Source organism: Roseovarius carneus (assembly GCF_020141465.1).
Classification (GTDB): domain Bacteria; phylum Pseudomonadota; class Alphaproteobacteria; order Rhodobacterales; family Rhodobacteraceae; genus Roseovarius; species Roseovarius carneus.
Window position 1 is genome coordinate 164,656 of record NZ_JAHSPD010000001.1, and the last position, 20,166, is coordinate 184,821.

Here is a 20,166-nt window from a genome sequence, read left to right on the forward strand (position 1 = left end):
CGCGCACAAGGGGGACGGGCGACGGTCAGATGGGGCGTTCAAAGCGGCGGCAGCCCCCGTTGGAGGCGCATAGGGATCTCCCGCGCCAGCTTCAAAAGATGCGCCATATAAGGCTTGGCCGCGTCATCTTCGCGGATCGCCGCATAGAGCCGCTTTGTCAGGCCCGTTTCCGTCACTTTCAGCACCACGTAATCGTCGCTGCGCCGCAACGCCCGCACGACCCAATCGGGCAGCACGGCAATCCCCCGCCCGGCCCCCACCAGCATCAAGATCACCGCCGTCAGCTCCACTTTGCGAATGCTCCGTGGCTCTACCTTGGCGGGGGTCAAAAGCTCAGTGAACACATCAAGGCGGGAGCGGTCCACCGGATAGGTAATGAGCGTCTCACCGCGAAAATCCTCGGCCACCACATGGGTTTTGGAGGCAAGCGGATGGCTGCGCGCAACAAGGCACACCGGCTCATAATCAAAAAGCGGCTTGAAGCTGATCCCCGGCAGGTCCTCAGGATCAGAGGACACAACAAGATCCACCTCTTCCTTTTGCAGCGCAGGCAGCGCATCGAAGGCCAGACCGGGGCGGATATCCACATCCACCTCGGCCCAGGGCTTGCGAAACTCCTCCAGCACCGGAAAAAGCCACTCAAAGCAGGCATGACACTCAATCGCGATATGCATCCGCCCGCTGCTACCTTCGCGTACGCCCTCGAACTCCGCCTCCAGCGCCTCGATCTCCGGCAAAACCCGCTCGGCCACACGCAAAAGCCGGTGTCCCGCCGCCGAGAGCGTCATCGGCTTCGAGCGGCGCACAAAAAGCTCGACCCCCGCCTGATCCTCCAACCCCTTGATCTGATGACTCAGCGCAGATTGCGTGATGTGCAGCAGGTCCGCGGCCTTGGCCAGCCCGCCTGCATAATGAATGGCCCGGATCGTGCGCAGATGGCGAAACTCGATATGCATATATGAGGTGGCCTCATGTTGATCGTGAATATTATGAATTTGCTTAATCTAAGCGCAGGGTGGACAAAGGCTCAAGCCCCCTTTCAAGGATCATAGCAATGACCACCCCCGCCGTCTCCTTTGAGTTCTTTCCGCCCAAGACCCTTGAGGCGTCGTTCCGCCTCTGGGACACGGTGCAAACGCTGGCCCCCCTCGCGCCACGCTTCGTCTCCGTCACATATGGCGCGGGCGGCACCACGCGCGAACTGACCCGCGACGCGGTCGGCACGCTGAACAAGCATCTGGGCCTTCCCGTGGCCGCGCACCTCACCTGCGTCGATGCCAGCCGCGAAGAGACCCTCGCCATCGCCGCCGATTTCGCCAAACAAGGCGTGCGCGAGATTGTCGCCCTGCGCGGCGACCCGCCCAAAGGCTCAACCGGGTTCGCCCCGCATCCCGAAGGCTTCGCCAATAGCTGCGAGCTGATCTCAGCCCTTGCAGAAACCGGCAATTTCACGATCCGCGTCGGTGCCTACCCCGAGACCCACCCCGAAGCAGCCAGCAACATGGCCGATATTGACTGGCTCAAGCGCAAGATCGACGCAGGAGCTTCTGAGGCGATCACGCAATTCTTCTTCGAGGCCGACACTTTCCTGCGCTTTCGTGATCGCTGCGCGGCCGCAGGCATCACCGCACCCATCATCCCCGGCATCCTGCCAATCGAGAACTGGACCGCCGCGCGCAAATTCGCGCTGAGCTGCGGCACCCATGTGCCCGCCCTGCTCGACGACGCCTTTACCAAGGCCGCCCGCGACGGCCGCTCGGACCTGCTGGCCGTGGCCCAAGGCACCGAGCTTTGCAGCACCCTGCTGGACGAAGGCGTGGACGCGCTGCACTTCTACACGCTCAACCGCCCCGAGCTTACCCGCGACATCTGCCACGCCCTCGGCCTCACCCCCAAAGCCGCCTTGCGCCACGTCGCCTGACCCGCCAGCAAAATCTTCCCGATCATCTTCTTGCCAAAAATATCCCGGGGGAGGCGTTGAAAACCCTGATGGGTTTTCAACGTTGGGGGCTGGCCCCCGCCCCCCCCGCGATGCAAGAGCCGATGTGAGATAGGATCACAAGACCGCCCCCAGAGAGTGCACCACGTAGGTCCCCTGCCCTATGATGGCTGCTCACCTCCGGCGCGACCAAATCCAGCATCATGCACGCGCCCGCTTGAGGGCTCTTTGCGGCTATGCACGCGGCCCAATCTCTGGCGCTTTATCAACAAATCCGCAAAGATCAGGCCAAAGCCCTTGCGCAAGGGGCCGAAAAATCCGTCTCTATGTACACCACCGGCTAAAGGAGTGCCCCAAATGGACCGCGTCAGCTTTACCAAGATGAAAGACGGCACCAAGGAAGATTACGACTTCCTGACCGAGCATGAGACCGAATACACCAAAGGCACAGCCCACAGGCTGCTGACGGCAATGGTCGATCTCAACAAGGGCCTCTCGGGCTACCAGGTGACACGGCTGGGCCACAGCCTGCAATCGGCCACCCGCGCATGGCGCGACAGGGCCGATACGGATTGGGTCGTGGCGGCCCTCCTGCACGATATCGGCGATATTTATGCACCCTACAATCACGATGAATATGCGGCCTCGATCCTCAAGCCATTCGTGCGCGAGCAATGCACATGGTGCGTGCAGACCCATGGCGACTTTCAAATGGTCTACTATGCCCATCATGTCGGCGCCGACCCCGAAAAGCGCAGCAAACACAAAGGCAGCCCCTATTTTGACGATTGCGCGGCCTTTTGCGAGCGCTGGGATCAGGCGAGCTTTGATCCGGCCTATGACACCCTGCCTCTGGAATTCTTTGCGCCCATGGTGGAGGAGGTCTTCGCGCGCAAGCCCTATGACCCGGCCGTGATCCGAACTGGTGCGCGCGAGCCTTTGACGGGCACGTCCCGCAGCTAAGACCGCACGCGAAATAACGCCCCACGCACTTCCCCTCGGCCCGCGCATTGGGTAATCCCGTGCCCAAGCATGCAAGCAAGCGGAGATCGCCCGATGGGACTGGACAAGACATTCGATGCGCACGGCGCCGAGGCCCGCCTTTATGACGCTTGGGAAAAGGCCGGCTGCTTCACCGCAGGCGCCCATGCCAAGCCGGGGGCGCCCGCGTTTTCGATCATGATCCCGCCGCCCAATGTAACGGGTGTTTTGCACATGGGCCATGCGTTCAACAACACGCTTCAGGATATCCTGATCCGCTGGAAACGGATGCAGGGCTTCGACACGCTCTGGCAGCCCGGCACGGACCATGCAGGCATCGCCACACAGATGGTGGTGGAGCGGATGCTGGCTGAGACCGGACAAAAGGGCCGCGCCGAGCTGGGCCGCGAGAAGTTTCTGGAGAAAGTCTGGGAATGGAAAGAGCAATCGGGCGGCACGATTGTGGAGCAATTGAAGCGCCTTGGCGCGTCCTGTGATTGGTCGCGCACGGCGTTCACTATGGCGGGCGCTGCGGGCGACACGCGCACGGGGCATGAAAACTCAGCCAATTTCCACGATGCGGTGATCCGCGTCTTTGTGGATATGTATAACAAGGGCCTGATCTATCGCGGCAAGCGGCTGGTCAACTGGGACCCGCATTTCGAGACGGCAATCTCCGATCTGGAGGTCGAAAATATCGAGGTGGCGGGCCATATGTGGCACTTTAAATACCCCCTCGCGGGCGGGGCCACATATGAGTATGTCGAGACCGACGAGGACGGTAACGTCACCCTGCGCGAGACGCGCGATTATATCTCCATCGCCACCACAAGGCCCGAGACGATGCTGGGCGATGGCGCGGTGGCCGTACACCCGGATGATGCGCGCTATGCCTCCATCGTGGGCATGCTTTGCGAGATTCCGGTAGGCCCCAAGGAGCACCGCCGCCTGATCCCAATCATCACCGATGAGTATCCCGACCCTGATTTCGGCTCGGGCGCAGTGAAGATCACCGGGGCGCATGATTTCAACGACTACCAAGTCGCCAAACGCGGCGGCATCCCGATGTATAACCTCATGGACACGCGCGGCGCGATGCGTAGTGACGGCAAGCCCTACGCCGAGGAAGCCGCCGTGGCCCAAGCCATCGCAAATGGCGCGCAGGAGTTTGACGAGGCGATGATTGCCGCGATGAACCTTGTGCCAGAAGAATATCGCGGGCTGGACCGGTTCGAGGCACGCGCGCGCGTCGTGGCCGATATCACCGCCGAGGGGCTGGCCGTGATGGTGCCGAACCCGGAATGGGAGGCTGCTGATGACGAGGGTAAGGTGGGGTTGAACCCCACCCTACCGCTGGTCGAGAGCAAGCCGATCATGCAGCCCTTTGGGGACCGCTCGAAGGTTGTAATAGAGCCGATGCTGACCGATCAGTGGTTCGTGGATACCGATCAGATCGTGGAGCCCGCGCTGGAGGCCGTCCGCTCGGGTGAGGTGCGGATCATGCCCGAAAGCGATCGCAAAGTGTATTTCCACTGGCTTGAGAATATCGAGCCATGGTGCATTTCACGCCAGCTGTGGTGGGGGCACCAGATACCAGTTTGGTATGGGCCAACGGTTGTTCAAGAAGGCAGTGTTGGCTACCACCTAACTTACAATCCTCCAAAATATTTCTGCGCTGATTGCCAAACTAAGGCTGTAGCAATGGCCCAAGACTATTATGGTCAAGATGTGGCTGTGGAATTGAGCAAATTTGACAATCTTGCAGCCGCCGAAGGTAATCAGAAAAAAGCTAACCCAACGGCTTTCAGCGTAGGGTCAACCAATCATATGAAACTGGAAAAGGTTTCTCTGTCCCGCGACCCCGACGTTCTCGACACATGGTTCTCCTCGGGCCTCTGGCCGATCGGCACGCTGGGATGGACCGGGGACGCTGAGCAGGACGCCCAAAACCACGCGCTGCAAAAATACTTCCCGACCTCCACACTGGTCACCGGGCAGGACATCCTGTTTTTCTGGGTTGCGCGGATGATGATGATGCAGCTGGCTGTGGTGGATAAGGTGCCGTTTGATACGGTCTACCTGCACGGCCTTGTGCGCGACGCCAAGGGCAAGAAGATGTCCAAATCGACCGGCAATGTGGTCGACCCATTGGAGATCATTGACGAATACGGCGCGGATGCGCTGCGCTTTACCAATGCCGCCATGGCCTCGCTCGGCGGGGTGCTGAAGCTGGATATGCAGCGGATCGCGGGCTATCGCAATTTCGGCACGAAGCTCTGGAATGCGGCGCGCTTTGCGGAGATGAACGGGGCCGCTGGCCTGCCTTCAACGGGCATTCCCGCGCCCGAGGCGGCGCTGAACAAGTGGATCATCGGCGAGACGGCCAAGGTGCGGATGGCCGTGGACGAGGCCCTTGAGGCCTACCGTTTCAACGATGCCGCCTCAGCGCTTTATGTCTTTGTCTGGGGCAAAGTCTGCGATTGGTATGTGGAGTTTTCCAAGCCTCTCCTGCTCGATGGTGCGGAGGATGTGAAGCGCGAGACGCAAGAAACGATGTCGTGGGTGATTGATCAGTGCCTGATGCTGCTGCACCCCATGATGCCCTTCATCACCGAAGAGCTTTGGGGCACGCTGGGATCGCGCGATGCGATGCTCGCGGTCAGCGATTGGCCCGACTATGGCGCGGACCTGGTGGACGCCGATGCCGACCGGGAGATCAACTGGGTGATCGCGCTCATTGACGCCGTCCGCTCCGCGCGCGCGCAGATGCATGTGCCGGCTGGGCTGAAAATCCCGATGGTGGTGACGGATCTGGACGCGGCGGGCCGCGCCGCATGGGACCGCAACGAGGCGATGATCAAGCGGCTGACGCGGGTCGAGAGCCTTGAGCGCGTCGAGCGTTTCCCCAAAGGCTGTGCCACTGTGGCGGTGGAGGGCGGCAGCTTTGGCCTGCCTCTGGCGGATATCATTGATATTGATGAGGAAAAGGCGCGGCTGGAGAAAACGCTCGGCAAGCTTGAGAAGGAGCTCGGTGGGCTGCGCGGGCGGCTCAACAACCCCAAATTCGTGGCCTCAGCGCCGGATGAGGTCGTGGCCGAAGCCCGCGAGAACCTCGCCCTTCGCGAAGAAGAAGAGGCCAAGCTGCGCGAGGCGGTGACGCGATTGGCGGAGTTGGGTTAGACCCGCCGGGCGCGGGACGCCTCCGGCGGGAGTATTTGTGCTAAGAAGAAGGGCGAGGCGCGTATTATCGTGAGCCTCGGGGGAGCAGGCGGTTGACTGCGCGCATCCTGCCCCGCGCTTTGTCGTAGCGCAGCATCAGCACGGGCGGTGCTGGCCGCGAGGGATGCGGCGGCATGGTGACACTGCTTTTTTGAGCCGTTCACAAGTCATCGCGCAAGCGCCAAACCTGCAAGCGCTTGCGCGAGGCACAGCGCTCTGGTTAGCTCGCGCGCATGACTGGACCCCGCTATACCCCGCTGGTGCAAACCCTGCCTGCCACCGTGCCTTTTGTCGGCCCTGAGCAGCAAGAGCGCACGCGCGGTGCGACCTTTGCGGCGCGCATCGGGGCGAATGAGAATGTGTTTGGCCCCTCCCCCCGTGCAAAGGCCGCGATGGCGGCGACGGATATCTGGAAATACGGCGATCCTACAAGCCATGATTTGCGCGTGGCCTTGGCCCGGCGGATGGGTGTGGAGCCCTCAAATATCGTTGTGGGCGAAGGGATTGACGGGCTTTTGGGCTACCTCGTGCGGTTGTTGGTGGCGCCGGGGGATGGGGCGGTCACCTCGGACGGGGCGTATCCCACGTTCAACTACCATGTGGCGGGCTATGGCGGGGTGCTGCACAAGGTGGCTTACCGAGAGGATGCCGAGGATCTGCCCGCCTTGATTGCCAAGGCGCGGGAAGTAGATGCGAAGCTCATCTACTTCGCCAACCCGGACAACCCGATGGGAAGCTGGTCGAGCGGGCGTGCGATCGAGGCCGCGATCGGGGACATGCCCGAGGGGTGTTTGCTGCTGCTGGACGAGGCCTATGTGGAGTTTGCGCCCGCAGAGGCGGTGCCCGTTATCGCCGCGCAGGACCCCCGTGTGATCCGCATGCGCACCTTTTCCAAGGCCTATGGCATGGCCGGGGCGCGGGTTGGATATGCGGTTGGAGCGGCGGCGCTGATCCAGAGCTTTGACAAGATCCGCAACCATTTTGGGATGAACCGGGCGGCGCAAGCCGGGGCTCTGGCCGCTTTGGAGGATCAGCCGTGGTTGGAGCAGGTGATTGCGGATGTGGCCGCCGCGCGGGCCGAGATTGCGCGGATCGCCGCGCGTTGCGGGCTGCATGCGCTGCCGTCGGCCACGAATTTCGTGACAGTTGATTGCGGCGCGGACGGGGAATTTGCACGCCGAGTGCTCGCCGATCTGGTGGCACAGGGCCTCTTCGTGCGGATGCCGTTTGTGGCACCGCAAGACAGGTGTATCCGCGTCGGCTGTGGGACCCCGGCGGAGATGGCGCTGTTTGAGGCGGCCCTGCCCCGCGCCTTGGCCGTGGCACGCGGCGCAGCTCCCTAAATTTTTACCTGACTTTTACTTGGGCTGCGGTATCCTTGTCGTCATGCGACGCGGTAACATGTCATCTGCACCGGATTTCACCAATGCCGCCCTGATCATGGGGCTGGTCAATCTGGTGTGGGTTTTCACCGCGCTTTGGGCGCTCTTTGGCTTTTGGGCTGTCTTGGGGGCCGCCTTTATCCTCGACAAGCTGATCAGCCGCATCCCGAGGGACTAAGCCCCCGCCACTACACGCGCCGCCGCACTCAACCCGCCAGTGCCATGCGGAATATCAAGCGCGCCAAGCCCCGCCTCGACCGCGCCAAGCATCCCCAGCACCATATGAGCGTTCACATGACCCATATGCCCTATGCGGAAAAACCCGTGCCATGCGGGATCGGCCGGATCGGCCATGCCAAGGCCGATGCCCAGCGTGACGCCCGTATTGGCCTCCAACCATGCGCGCAGATCGCTCGCCTTGGGCGCGAGCAGGCCAAGAGAGGTGACCGCGTGGCTGCGATGGGCCGGGTTGGCGAGGTTGAGGCGCAATGCTCCCCCCTCGGACCACGCCTCGCACGCGGCCCATATGGCGCGGGCCAGACGCGCGTGGCGGGCCCAGACGGCCTCAATCCCTTCGGCGTGGATCATGTCGAGGGCGGCGCGCAGGCCGTAGAGGTGATGCGTGGGGGCCGTGCCGCAGAAATACTGGTAAAACACGTCCGGCGCGGCCCGGAGGGTCCAGTCCCAATAGGGGCTGACAATGCGCATCTCGCGGCGGCGCGCGGCGGCTTTTTCAGAGAAAAACACAAAGCCGAGACCGGCTGGCACCATCAGCCCCTTCTGGCTGCCCGCGACCGTCACATCGACGCCCCATGCGTCCATCTCGAACACGTCGCAGCCCAGCGAGGCGATGCAATCCACCATCAAGAGCGCCGGGTGCCCTGCGGCATCAATGGCCGCACGAATGCTCGCGATATCGCTGAGCACGGAGCTTGAAGTATCCACATGAGTGGCAAGCACCGCTTTGATTTTATGGGCTTTATCCGCGCGCAGAGCCGCCTCGACACGGGCCGCATCCACGGGGGCTGCCTTGCCGAAATCGAGCATCGAGACTTCCGCGCCCAGCCGCTCCGCCATCTCGGCCCAACCATGGCCGAACCGCCCGGTGGCAAGCGCCAGAACCCCGTCGCCGTGGCCCACGGTATTGGCAAACGCCGCCTCCCACGCGCCATGCCCGTTGGCGATATAGATCGCCACATGATGCTGCGTGCGTGCCACGCGGCGCAGATCGGGGATAAGGCCTTCGGTCAGCTCAATCAGCTCGCCCGCATAGATATTGGGCGAGGCGCGGTGCATCGCGCGCAGCACCGCATCGGGCATAACCGAAGGGCCGGGAATGGCCAGATAGGGGGTTCCGTGGGCAAGCGTCATGACGGCATCCTTGGGTGGTGAGAGGACGACATTACGCCCAAGCAGCGCGGCGTCAAGCGCCTCCCGCCTTGCCATGCCCGCGCCCCGCGCATATGTGGTGCGCTTGGCAGGGTCGGAGCGCAGAATGAGCATTTTCAAACGTTTGGTGGCATGGGAACGCGATCTGCGCCAGTCCTACAACACCGATCTGAGCACACCCGAAAACCGCCGCCGCGCCAAGATCTACAACATGTGGTTCGACCATGCGGTGCTGCGTAAATTCTGGACCAATCACTATCCTGTTGCCGAGGGCGTCTGGCGCTCCAATCAGCCGACCCATGCGCGGTTTGAGCGGCTCAAGGCCGCCGGGTTCCGCACGGTTTTGAACCTGCGCGGTGCGGGCGGGGCGGCGCATTATCTGGTGGAGGAGGAAAGCTGTGCAAAGCTTGGCCTGCGCCTTGTGAACGTGACGCTTCATGCGCGGTTTGCGGCCCCTCGCAGCGATATTGCGGCCCTGCTCAAGGCCTTCCGCGAGATTGAGCGCCCCTTCGTCATGCATTGCAAATCCGGCGCAGACCGGGCGGGGTTTGCCTCGGCGATTTACCTGATGGTGATGGAAGGCCGCAGCGTGGACGAGGCGCGGCGGATGCTGTCGCTCAAATACATGCATATCCGGCAATCAAAGACCGGCGTGCTGGGCTATATTCTTGACCTTTATGAGGCGCGCCAGGCCGAGACAGGCATCGGGTTTGAGGATTGGGTAATGACAGAATACGACAATATGGCCGTACAGACCGCGTTTGAGGAAAACTTCAAACCGCGCTTCTGAGCGCTCAGCGTCGCCCGATCCGCTCTGCCATATCCAGCATCCGCGCGGAAAACCCCCATTCATTGTCATACCAGCCAAAGACCCGGAGCAGCCCGCCCACCGAGACGGATGTTTCCCGCCCGCACAGAATGATCGATTCGCTGCGCCCGCGCAGATCGGCCGAGACGAGGGGCTTTTCGGTATAGCCGAATATGCCCCCCGGTATCGCGGCCCCCGCGACCAGCGCATTGACCTCCTCCACTGTGACACGGCGACCAAGCTGCACGGTGAGGTCGATGCACGATACGCTCGCCGTGGGCACGCGCACCGCGCGCGCCTCGATCCGGCCCTTGAGACGCGGCAGCACAAGGCCCGTCTGGTGCCGCGCGCTGGTGGTGGTGGGTACCATCGAGAGGGCAGCGGCCCGGCTGCGCTCAAGATTGCCGCGGGGTTTGTCCACCGTGGGTTGCGAGCCTGTGTAGCAATGGATGGTCGTCATCTGCCCCGAAACCACGCCGTAGGCATCATCCAAAAGCCGCGCCAAAGGGGCCAGAGCATTCGTGGTGCAAGACGCGTTGGAGATGATCCGTTGATCGCGCAGATCATCTTCATTGGCCCCCAGAACGACCGTCACATCCGCCTCTGCCGCCGGGCCGGAAACCAGCACGGCCCCTGCTCCCGCCTCACGCCCGCGCTCGGCCATTGCCCGCACTCCGGCCATGCCCGTGCATTCGAGGACCAGATCCACCCCGCTCAGATCCAGTGCACGCAGGTCTGCCTCAGCGTGAAACGGAATGCGCCGCCCGCCCGCGATGAGCATATCCGGCGCGGTCTCCACCTTGCCCCGCCACGGACCATAGATACTGTCATATTCAAAGAGATAGGCACAGGTCTCCAGCGGCTCGATATCGTTGATCAGAACAAGCTCGACCCCCTCGCGCCCCTCCAGCAAAATGCGCAGGATCGCCCGGCCAATCCGGCCAAACCCATTGATGGCGATGCGAACAGGGGGATGGGACATGGCGCGACCTCCTTGGGTGTCATCGCATATGGCTAGCCCAGCGCCCCGGCCAAAGGCCAGCGTTCAATTGTGAGGGTCACAATGAAATTTCCGGCTTTTGCGGGGATGGGGCAGTCTTTCCCGCGCCCCGGCGATGCCTCCGGCGGGAGTATTTAGGCTAAGAAGAAAGCACGGATTCGATCAGGCAGGCGGCGCGAAATCCACCTCATTGACGAGGCTGGGGATGCGCGCCTCGGTCCGGGCAATGAGATCCAGATCAATCATGGCCATGACGCATCCGGGACCCGCCCCGCCATCGCCGAGCACCGTGCCCCATGGATCGACGATGAGTGAGTGGCCGTAGGCCTCACCACCGCCCGGAATAGGGCCGGTCAGCCCGGCGGAGATAATGAAGCGTGTCGTCTCGATCGCGCGGGCACGGGTGAGAACATGCCAGTGGGCCGCACCTGTTTTGGCGGTGAACGCAGCGGGGCAGCAGAGGATCTCGGCGCCGCTTTGGGCAAGGCGGCGAAAGAGGTGCGGGAAGCGCAGGTCATAACAGATCGTATGGCCGATTTTTGCGTGCCCTGTATCGTGGATTGTGGCGCAGGCGCCGGGGCTGACGGTGTCACTTTCGCGGTAGATCTCATCCTCCGAAAGCTGAATGTCGAACAGATGGATCTTGTCGTAATGGCCGGTGATTTCGCCATCGGGCGAGAGCATATAGCCCCGGTTTGCGATACGGCCATCCGGGCCATCCACCGCGATGGAGCCGAGATTTAGCCAGACCTTATGCTCTGCCGCAAAGGCCTTTGCGTTGTTTAAAAACGGATGTGTGGCCTCGGGCGCGCAGGGCGGGTCCACTGCGGCACCTTTGGTGCGCAGCCCGCCGCAATATTCTGGCAAGAAGAGCATTTGAGCGCCGCTCCGCACGGCGTCCTCCGACAGCGGGCGCGCCTCCTCCCATGCAGCCTCAAAGCTGGGCATCGGGCGGGTTTGCAGGGCAGCGACGGGCAGCGTGCGGGTCATGTGGCAGCTCCTTCTTTTGCACCCTGAGCCTAGCGCAGAGGGGCGGCGCACAAAAGGGCTCAGCGATATGCAGAGGGCGGTTGGCCAAATTGCGCCGCGTAGAGCCTCGAGAAATGAGCCGAATTGGCAAAGCCCGTGGCCAGCGCGATCTGGGTGAGCGGCAGGGGCGAATTGCGCAAGAGCGATTGCGCACGCTCCAGCCTCAGGCCGCGATAATAGCGCATCACGGGTGTCCCAAGCTGCTGATTGAAAAGCCGGGCAAGCTGTCGCGGGGACACACCCGCAATCACTGCGAGTTGTGGCAGGGTGAGCGGGTCGGATATATGGCTCTCCATTGCCTCAACCGCGTCCAGAACAGCGGCGTTATGCGCCCCGATCCGCTCCACAAGGCCCGCGCGCTGCGGACCTATTGGGGGGCGAATGTTGGTATGCATGAACCAGTCTGCGACCTTGCGAGCAAACTCCGTCCCATGATCACGCGCGATCAGAGCGTGCATCATGTCAAGCGGCGCGGTGCCCCCGGCGCAGGTCATCCGGTCGCGGTCGATCACGTAAAGCGAGCGTTCGATTTTCAACTCCGGCGAAAGCTCCGCCAATGCGGGCAGGTATTCCCAATGCACCGTCATCCGCCGGTCCTGCATCAGCCCTGCACGCGCGAGGATCACCGGCCCGCCGGACACGCCGCCCATCTGCACACCTGCGCGGGCCATCCGCACCAGCCATGTGCGCAGACGTCCCTCCAAGGGGGCGGTCATGTCGCCGCCGGCCACAACGAAAAGCGCATCCAACCGCAGAGCATCGCCAACCCGCACATCTGACCGCACCTCAGCCGCGCCCGAGCTTGGCACCGCAGCACCGTCTACGCTTATGTTGATCACCTCATAGAGCGGCGCACCCGCGAGAAGATTAGCAGCGCGCAAGGGCTCCGCCGTCGAGGCATAGGACATCACCGCAAAATCGCTGAGCGGCAGGATGCCGATCCTTTGGGGCATATAGGGCTTAAGGGGCTTGATGTCCATTTCAGACACCTATGTGACTTTTTTAGAAAAGTCTATCTGCGCGACTCCCGCCACAGTAGGCGCATCGTTACAAGGGAATACTCCATGCGCTACTCTGCCCTTCGCATCCTCAAAGAAGGCCTGACCGGCAACAAAGGCTGGAAACCCGTGTGGCGCGAACCAGAGCCAAAGCCCGAATATGATGTGATCATCATCGGGGGTGGCGGGCATGGTCTGGCCACGGCCTATTACCTCGCCAAGGAGCATGGGATCACTAATGTGGCCGTGCTGGAAAAAGGCTGGATCGGCGGCGGCAATGTGGGTCGCAATACCACCATTATTCGCTCCAACTACCTACTGCCTGGAAATGAGCCGTTTTATGAGCTGTCGCTGAAGCTCTGGGAAGGATTGGAGCAGGATTTCAACTACAACGCCATGATTTCGCAACGTTCCATCCTCAATCTTGTGCATACTGACGCCCAGCGCGATGCCTTCGTGCGGCGCGGCAATGCGATGTTTCTGGCCGGGGCCGATGCCGAATACGCAGATGCCAAGCAACTGCGCGAGGAGCTGCCGTTCCTCGATTATGACAACGCGCGCTTTCCCATCAAAGGGGGCCTTTTTCAGCGGCGCGGCGGCACCGTGCGCCATGATGCGGTGGCTTGGGGCTTTGCCCGCGGGGCCGACAACCGGGGCGTGGACATCATCCAGAATTGCGAGGTCACGGGCTTCGACATCCAAGACGGCGTCTGCCAGGGCGTTGAGACCACGCGCGGCGCCATTCGCGCGCGCAAAGTCGCGATGTGCGTCGCTGGCTCCTCCGGTAGGGTCGCCGCACAGGCGGGCATGCGCCTGCCTATCGAAAGCCACGTGCTTCAGGCCTTCGTCACCGAAGGGCTCAAACCCGTCATCCCAGGCGTCATCACCTTCGGCGCAGGCCATTTTTATGTCAGTCAGTCCGACAAGGGCGGGCTGGTTTTTGGTGGCGATATCGACGGCTATAATTCTTACGCCCAGCGCGGCAACCTGCCTGTGGTCGAGGACGTGGCGGAGGGCGGCATGGCCATCATGCCGATGATCGGGCGCGCGCGGCTGCTGCGCTCATGGGGTGGCATCATGGATATGTCGATGGACGGATCGCCCTTCATCGACCGCACCCATATCGGCGGCCTCTATTTCAACGGCGGCTGGTGCTATGGCGGCTTCAAGGCGACGCCCGGCTCGGGCTGGTGCTACGCGCATCTGCTGGCCACAGGCGCCCCCCACCCCGTCGCCACCGAGATGCGGCTGGACAGGTTCCGCCGCGGCCACATGATCGACGAAAAAGGGCAGGGCAATCAGCCCAACCTGCATTGAGGTCTCTTATGCTTCTTCTTAGCAAAAATACTCACATCCAGACGCGCACTCACAAACGCGCCGCCCGCGTGGAGACATCTCTATGATCATCAACCACCCCCTTCTTGGCCCGCGCGACGCGGCGGAGTTCATCTATTTGGGCGACGCCACTCTGATCGACCGGCCCGACCCCACCGCCGAGGATGCGGCCGAAGCATTCCATGAGTATGGCTATATCCGCGACAATGTCGCCGGGAAGATGCAGGAGCTTTGGTATCACGAGCAAGGGGATCGGTCGTGGCTGGTGGTGACGCGCGACACGCTGACCCATGAGATTACAGATGTTGAAATGGCCCGCGACGTGGCCCGCAGCCGGGGGCGCGGCGCATGAGCAGATCGCAAGTCAATCGCATCTCGGGCGGGATGATCGACACGACCCGCACGCTGAAATTCACCTTCAACGGCACGTCGATGCAGGGGCATCCCGGCGACACACTGGCCTCAGCCCTTCTGGCGAATGGTCAAGTCCTCGTGGGGCGCTCGTTCAAATACCACCGCCCGCGCGGCATCTTCACCGCCGGACCGGAGGAGCCGAACGCCCTCGTGCAATTGCGCAGCGGCGCATTTCAGGAACCCAACACCCGCGCCACCGTGGCCGAGCTTTTTGATGGGTTGACCGCGACCAGCCAGAACCATCGCGGCTCGCTTGAATATGATTTCATGGCGGCGACGGACTTGCTCTCGCCCTTCCTCAGCGCGGGCTTTTATTACAAGACATTCATGTGGCCCAAAGCCTTCTGGGAAAAGCTTTACGAGCCGATCATCCGCGCCTCTGCGGGCCTCGGGCGGCTGTCGATGAAAGAAGACCCCGACACCTACGACAAGGGCTACCAGCACTGCGATCTTCTGGTCATCGGCGCGGGCCCCTCGGGTCTGAGTGCCGCATTGGCCGCCGGGCGTGCAGGCGCGCGGGTGATCCTCGCGGATGAGGATTTCGCCCCCGGCGGGCGGCTCAACGCCGAAACGCTTGAAGTAGACGGCATGACAGGGCGCGACTGGGCCGCTCAGGCGATTGCCGAGCTTGCGTCGATGGACAATGTCCGCCTGATGACGCGCACCACTATTTATGGTGCTTATGACCACGGCACATATGGCGCGCTGGAGCGCTGCACCGATCACTTGGCCAATGCGAATGGCAAGCCGCGCCAGATCCTCTGGCGCATCTATTCCAAACGCGCCGTTCTGGCCGCAGGGGCGACTGAGCGGCCCATCGCGTTCGGCAATAACGACCGACCGGGTGTGATGCTGGCCGGGGCCGTGCGCGCTTACGCCAACCGCTATGGCACCGCACCGGGGCAAAGCGTGGCGGTGCTGACAAATAACGACGATGGGTGGCGTACCGCCGCCGATCTCATGGCCAAGGGCGTGAACGTGCCTGCCCTCATCGACACGCGCGACGGTGCGGCGCCGATGGATATTCCCGGCCTCAAAGTCATCACCGGCAAAGGCATCGCGGATACTGTGGGACGTAAGGGACTCAAATCCATTCTGCTCACCGATGGCCGCACCATTCCGTGCGACGCGCTGGCCGTGTCCGGTGGATGGAACCCCAATGTGCACCTCACCTGTCACCAGCGGGGCCGCCCCGATTGGCGCGAGGATCTCAATGCGTTTGTGCCCGGCGCGAACCTGCCTGCGGGCATGGCCGTCGCGGGGGCCGCAAACGGCGCGCTCACGCTGGGCGCCGCACTGGCCGAGGGCCAGAGCGTAGCCCACGCTCAGCTGAGCGCACTCGGGATCAAACCCTCCAAAGCAAAGGCCGCCACCGCCGAGGATGAGCCGCACGAGGGAGCACCCGTCTGGCATATCCCAAGTGGCAAGAAACGCGCCTGGCTCGATCTGCAAAACGATGTGACCGTGAAGGACATCAAGCAATCCTATGCCGAGGGCTTCCGCTCGGTCGAGCATATGAAGCGTTATACCACCCTCGGCATGGCCACAGATCAGGGCAAGACGGCCAATATCCCCGCCCTTGCGATCATGGCCGAATGCACCGGAAAATCCATCCCCGAGACTGGCACAACCATCTTCCGTCCACCCTACACGCCCGTGCCCATCGGCGCATTGGGCGGCCGCGCGCGGGGCAAGGCGTTCCGCCCCACGCGCCTCACGCCCAGCCATGACTGGGCCGTGGCAAATGGCGCGACGTTTGTAGAAGTCGGCAACTGGCTGCGCGCGCAATGGTTTGCGCGCGCCGGTGAGGCGGGCTGGCGAGACAGCGTCGACCGCGAGGTTCTGGCCACGCGTAGCAGTGTCGGCATCTGCGACGTGACCACGCTCGGCAAGATCGACGTGCAGGGTCGCGATGCGGCGGCATTCCTCAACGTGGTCTATGCCAACGGCTTTGCCAAACTGGCCGTGGGCAAAGTCCGCTATGGCATCATGCTGCGCGAGGATGGCATCTGCTATGATGACGGGACCACCGCGCGGATGGGCGAGCATCATTATGTGATGACCACCACCACCGCCAATGCGGTTTTGGTGTTCCGCCGGTTGGAATTCGTGCGCCAATGTCTCTTCCCGGACATGGATGTGCACCTTATCTCCACCACCGACGCATGGGCGCAATTCGCCGTAGCAGGGCCCAACGCGCGCAAGCTGCTGCAAAAAGTGGTGGACGACAAACACGACCTCAGCAACGAGGGCTTTCCGTTCATGGCCTGCGGAGAGGTCAGCGTGTGCGGCGGCACCCCTGCGCGGCTCTTCCGGATCTCGTTCTCAGGCGAGCTTGCCTATGAGGTGGCTGTCCCCGCACGCTATGGCAACGATATGATGCGGGTGTTGATGCAAGCGGGCGCCGAGTTTGGCGCGACGCCCTACGGCACAGAGGCGCTCGGCGTGATGCGGATTGAGAAGGGCCACGCGGCGGGCAATGAGCTTGATGGGCGCACCACGGCGCATAATCTTGGCATGGGCCGCATGGTCAGCAAGGCCAAAGATTGCATCGGCAACACCCTGTCGCAGCGCCCTGACATGAACCGCGAAGACGATGTAAAGCTTGTGGGCTTTCGCCCTGTTGATCGCGCCAAGCCCTTGATTGCGGGCGCACATCTGCTCAACACCGGGGCCGAGGCGGTGATGGAGAACGATCAGGGCTGGCTCACCTCTGTCGCCTATTCGCCCAGCCTGGGGTATTCCATCGCCCTTGGCTTCATCAAATCGGGCGACACGCGGATGGGCGAGATCGTCCGCGCGGTCAGTCCCCTGCACAAGACCGAGATGGAGGTCGAGATCGTATCGGCCCATTTCATCGACCCCGAAGGAGAGCGTTTGCGTGCCTGATTTCACCCTCACCGCCGCCCCGCCGCTGGCCGGAACGCATCACAGCATCGACGGCGCGACCCTCACTGCCCCCGAGGGGCTGGCCATCGTCTCGCTCGCCCTGCCTCTGGGTGCCGAAGACAAGGCCGAGAAAGCGATCAAGACCGCGTTTGGCGCTCTGCCAGATATCGGCAAAGCCGCCGAGGCCAAGGGCCATCATCTGCTGCGGATGGGCGTTGATCAGGCCTTCGTGATTTTTGACTGTGCCACACCCGAAGCGGAGCCAAAAATCGCGGCCAAGCTCAAAGGGGCCGCCTACACGACCGATCAGACCGATGCATGGTGCATCTTGCAGCTCAGCGGGCCACGCGCCCGCGATGTTCTGGAGCGGATCTGCATGGTCGATCTGCACCCGGACACCTTCCCCGTGGGCGCTCTTGCCCGCACGATCATGGAGCATATGGGCTCCATTGTGGTGCGTAGCGAAGCGGACACCTATCTGCTTTTGTCGGCCAGTTCTTCGGCCAAAAGCTTCGCCCATGCGGTGGAGCTTTCGATGGACAATATCAGCTAGGCTTGCCCGCACGCAGCCCCCATGTCACGCTCCGCGCAAAAGGATGCTCGCATGGCCCTGTTTACTGACGACGCCCGCCCCGGCACGCCCTATTGGTGGGAAGGGCTTGATCTTGCCACGCCCGATGATCCGCTGCCCGCACAGGTCGATCTTCTGATCATCGGCGCGGGCTACACGGGCCTTTCGGGTGCGATCGCTGCGGCCGAGCGCGGCGCCTCTGTGGCGGTCGTGGATGCAGGCGATCCGGGCAAAGGCGCTTCCACCCGCAACGGCGGCATGTTCGGCGCGCATCCACGGCTCAGCTGGGACAAGCTGCGCACCGCGTTTGGTGCGGACGTGGCCGACGCGCTTTTTGCGGAGGCAGAGCCCGCACGCCACATGGTTGAAGACCTGATTGAGCGGCTCGGCATTGACTGCGATTTTCAGCGCACGGGCCGCATCCAGCTTGCATGGACCCAGAGCCATTTCGACGCGCAACGCAGCCTCGCGAATGAGGTATCTGAGAAAACCCCCGTGCAGTTAAGGCTGGTGGAGCGCGACGGCCTCGCCCAGGAGATCACGACGGAGCGCTATTTTGGCGGGCTTCTTTTTGAAGATCACGCCGCAATCCAGCCCGCGAAATTCCACCAAGGTCTGTTGCAGGCCGCGAAAAAGGCAGGGGCCAGCATCACAGGTCATGCGGAGGTCACCGCGCTGGAGCGTTCCGGCACAGGCTTCACCGCACACACGCCCAAGGGCATCATCCGGGCGGGGAAGGTGCTCCTCGCCACCGGCGGCTACACGCAAAAACCCTTTGCATGGGCCGCACGCCGGGTCTTTGCCCTGCCGAGCTATATCATCGCGACCGAGCCTCTGGCGGCCAACCTTCTGGGCCACCTCGCCCCCGGCAGGCGGATGATGGTCGAGACCCGCGCGCGGCACAGCTATTTCCGCCTGTCGCCCGATGGCACACGCATCCTTTTTGGCGGGCGCGCCGCGATGATCAATGTCGATATCCACGCCGCCGCCGCGCGCCAAATGGAGACGATGTGCGAGGTCTGGCCCGAGCTTGCGGGCACAAAGCTCAGCCACGCATGGTCAGGCAACACCGGCTATAGCTTTACCCATATGCCCCATGTGGGCGCGGATCAGGGCCTGCATTACGCGCTAGGATATTCCGGCTCGGGCACCGTGATGGCACCCTATCTTGGGGCCAAGGCCGCACTTCAGGCTCTGGGCGATCCGGAGGGCGCGACGGCCTATTCCATGACACCGCTGAGGCGCCACTGGATGCACCCCGGCACCCGCCCGCATTTCTTGCAAGCGGCAAACCTTTGGTACCGCCATGTGGTCGATGGCTGGGAAAACCGGAAATCGCGGTGATGGAGAAGGTCTGGAGCGGGCGGCGGGAATCGAACCCGCATCATCAGCTTGGAAGGCTGAGGTCTTACCATTACACAACGCCCGCTGGGCAGTTTCCAATTATGTCATCGCCTCAGGCACGTCAAGACCGCGCTCAATACCGCGCGCGCAGTCGTTCAGGGTCCGCCCCGCAAAGATAGCGCATCAAAAGCAACAGGTTACGGCCCCCGCGGCGCATCCATCCGTCCTGTATGTAGCGTGCAGCACTGGTGCGCACCCTGAGGGGCATCGCCTCCAACCTAGCCCCCAGCGCGCGCGCCATGGCCACATCCTCCATCAGCGGGGCATCAACGTAACCGCCCACCGCATTATACTCCGCGCGCGAGATCAAAAGCCCCTGATCGCCATAAGGCAGCCCGAACACCCGGCTGCGCAGATTGGCCCATCCCGCCACCACCTTGGGCGCGAGCCCCTCCGCATCAAACCCCAGGAGAAAATACCCAGGCCGCCCGCGCGATATTTGACGCTCCACAACGCCGCTCCACCCCTCGGGCAGGACCGTATCGGCGTGTAGAACGAGGACCCACGCACCCGCAGACGCGTCCACGCCCCGGCGCAACTGCCCCCCGCGCGAGGGCGCACCAGAGGTCCAAATCGCACCGACCTCCTCAGCCATGGCGCGGGTCGCATCCCCCGACCCGCCGTCCGAGATGATCAGCTCCCGCACCAACCCCGCCTCAAGCCCTTCCATCAACGCGCCAAGGGTCCGGGGCAGCGCCGCCGCCGCGTCGAGCGTGGGAATAACGACTGAGAGTTCCGCGCGCATGATCTACCCCTGTTACCGCCCTGCCAAACCCCTATATTACCCTCAGCACCAGCAATCCAGAAG

Annotated in this window: 17 protein-coding genes and 1 tRNA gene; 11 read left to right on the top strand and 7 right to left on the bottom strand. The window is 62.8% G+C overall.

What is annotated here, in order from left to right:
- Window positions 1–38 precede the first annotated feature (38 nt).
- Window positions 39–956: a LysR family transcriptional regulator gene (locus tag KUD11_RS00890; RefSeq protein WP_109387424.1), complete on the bottom strand. Its 918-nt coding sequence runs from the start codon at window positions 954–956 to the stop codon at window positions 39–41.
- Window positions 957–1,054: 98 nt separating this feature from the next.
- Between KUD11_RS00890 and metF the strand changes: the two genes are divergently transcribed.
- From metF to KUD11_RS00915, 5 genes are all read left to right on the top strand, one after another.
- Window positions 1,055–1,921, top strand: coding sequence for a methylenetetrahydrofolate reductase [NAD(P)H] (metF, locus tag KUD11_RS00895; RefSeq protein WP_109387422.1), 867 nt, complete (start codon window positions 1,055–1,057; stop codon window positions 1,919–1,921).
- Between the two features lie 375 nt (window positions 1,922–2,296).
- Window positions 2,297–2,902 (top strand): HD domain-containing protein, encoded by a 606-nt coding sequence (locus KUD11_RS00900; RefSeq protein ID WP_109387420.1) that lies wholly within the window; start codon window positions 2,297–2,299, stop codon window positions 2,900–2,902.
- Between the two features lie 93 nt (window positions 2,903–2,995).
- On the top strand, window positions 2,996–6,100 hold the full coding sequence (locus KUD11_RS00905) for a valine--tRNA ligase (protein ID WP_109388412.1): 3,105 nt from the start codon (window positions 2,996–2,998) through the stop codon (window positions 6,098–6,100).
- 272 nt (window positions 6,101–6,372) lie between these two features.
- Window positions 6,373–7,482 carry a pyridoxal phosphate-dependent aminotransferase gene (locus KUD11_RS00910; RefSeq protein WP_109387418.1) on the top strand — a complete coding sequence of 370 codons (1,110 nt, stop codon included), beginning with the start codon at window positions 6,373–6,375 and terminating at the stop codon, window positions 7,480–7,482.
- 58 nt (window positions 7,483–7,540) lie between these two features.
- On the top strand, window positions 7,541–7,699 hold the full coding sequence (locus tag KUD11_RS00915) for a hypothetical protein (protein ID WP_181375330.1): 159 nt from the start codon (window positions 7,541–7,543) through the stop codon (window positions 7,697–7,699).
- On the opposite strand, the gene KUD11_RS00920 is transcribed toward KUD11_RS00915, so the two are convergent.
- On the bottom strand, window positions 7,696–8,892 hold the full coding sequence (locus tag KUD11_RS00920; RefSeq protein ID WP_109388410.1) for a pyridoxal-phosphate-dependent aminotransferase family protein: 1,197 nt from the start codon (window positions 8,890–8,892) through the stop codon (window positions 7,696–7,698). The genes KUD11_RS00915 and KUD11_RS00920 overlap by 4 nt on opposite strands.
- Before the next feature lie 124 nt (window positions 8,893–9,016).
- On the opposite strand from KUD11_RS00920, the gene KUD11_RS00925 reads away from it, so the two are divergent.
- Window positions 9,017–9,700 carry a fused DSP-PTPase phosphatase/NAD kinase-like protein gene (locus tag KUD11_RS00925; RefSeq protein WP_109388408.1) on the top strand — a complete coding sequence of 228 codons (684 nt, stop codon included), beginning with the start codon at window positions 9,017–9,019 and terminating at the stop codon, window positions 9,698–9,700.
- 4 nt (window positions 9,701–9,704) lie between these two features.
- On the opposite strand, the gene KUD11_RS00930 is transcribed toward KUD11_RS00925, so the two are convergent.
- The 3 genes from KUD11_RS00930 to KUD11_RS00940 form a co-directional block, all read right to left on the bottom strand.
- Window positions 9,705–10,700: a type I glyceraldehyde-3-phosphate dehydrogenase gene (locus tag KUD11_RS00930; RefSeq protein WP_109387416.1), complete on the bottom strand. Its 996-nt coding sequence runs from the start codon at window positions 10,698–10,700 to the stop codon at window positions 9,705–9,707.
- A 180-nt stretch (window positions 10,701–10,880) separates the two neighbouring features.
- Window positions 10,881–11,708 (bottom strand): carbon-nitrogen hydrolase family protein, encoded by an 828-nt coding sequence (locus KUD11_RS00935; RefSeq protein WP_109387414.1) that lies wholly within the window; start codon window positions 11,706–11,708, stop codon window positions 10,881–10,883.
- Between the two features lie 59 nt (window positions 11,709–11,767).
- The gene (locus tag KUD11_RS00940) at window positions 11,768–12,727 is read right to left on the bottom strand and encodes a GlxA family transcriptional regulator (RefSeq protein ID WP_109387412.1); all 960 of its coding nucleotides are present in this window, start codon (window positions 12,725–12,727) and stop codon (window positions 11,768–11,770) included.
- 84 nt (window positions 12,728–12,811) lie between these two features.
- Between KUD11_RS00940 and KUD11_RS00945 the strand changes: the two genes are divergently transcribed.
- From KUD11_RS00945 to KUD11_RS00965, 5 genes are all read left to right on the top strand, one after another.
- Entirely contained in the window at window positions 12,812–14,062 is a 1,251-nt protein-coding gene (locus KUD11_RS00945; RefSeq protein WP_109387410.1) for a sarcosine oxidase subunit beta family protein, read from the top strand.
- 82 nt (window positions 14,063–14,144) lie between these two features.
- The gene (locus KUD11_RS00950) at window positions 14,145–14,432 is read left to right on the top strand and encodes a sarcosine oxidase subunit delta (RefSeq protein WP_109387408.1); all 288 of its coding nucleotides are present in this window, start codon (window positions 14,145–14,147) and stop codon (window positions 14,430–14,432) included.
- On the top strand, window positions 14,429–17,383 hold the full coding sequence (locus KUD11_RS00955; RefSeq protein WP_109387406.1) for a sarcosine oxidase subunit alpha family protein: 2,955 nt from the start codon (window positions 14,429–14,431) through the stop codon (window positions 17,381–17,383). The genes KUD11_RS00950 and KUD11_RS00955 overlap by 4 nt, the downstream gene beginning before the upstream one ends.
- On the top strand, window positions 17,376–17,936 hold the full coding sequence (locus tag KUD11_RS00960; protein ID WP_109387404.1) for a sarcosine oxidase subunit gamma: 561 nt from the start codon (window positions 17,376–17,378) through the stop codon (window positions 17,934–17,936). Before KUD11_RS00955 ends, KUD11_RS00960 begins: the two co-directional genes overlap by 8 nt.
- Window positions 17,937–17,987: 51 nt before the next feature.
- Window positions 17,988–19,298, top strand: coding sequence for an NAD(P)/FAD-dependent oxidoreductase (locus KUD11_RS00965; RefSeq protein ID WP_109388406.1), 1,311 nt, complete (start codon window positions 17,988–17,990; stop codon window positions 19,296–19,298).
- Between the two features lie 11 nt (window positions 19,299–19,309).
- On the opposite strand, the gene KUD11_RS00970 is transcribed toward KUD11_RS00965, so the two are convergent.
- Both KUD11_RS00970 and KUD11_RS00975 read right to left on the bottom strand, forming a co-directional pair.
- Window positions 19,310–19,383, bottom strand: a tRNA-Gly gene (locus tag KUD11_RS00970).
- 48 nt (window positions 19,384–19,431) lie between these two features.
- Window positions 19,432–20,103, bottom strand: a complete 672-nt coding sequence (locus KUD11_RS00975; RefSeq protein ID WP_109387402.1) for a glycosyltransferase — start codon at window positions 20,101–20,103, stop codon at window positions 19,432–19,434.
- Between the last annotated feature and the right edge of the window lie 63 nt (window positions 20,104–20,166).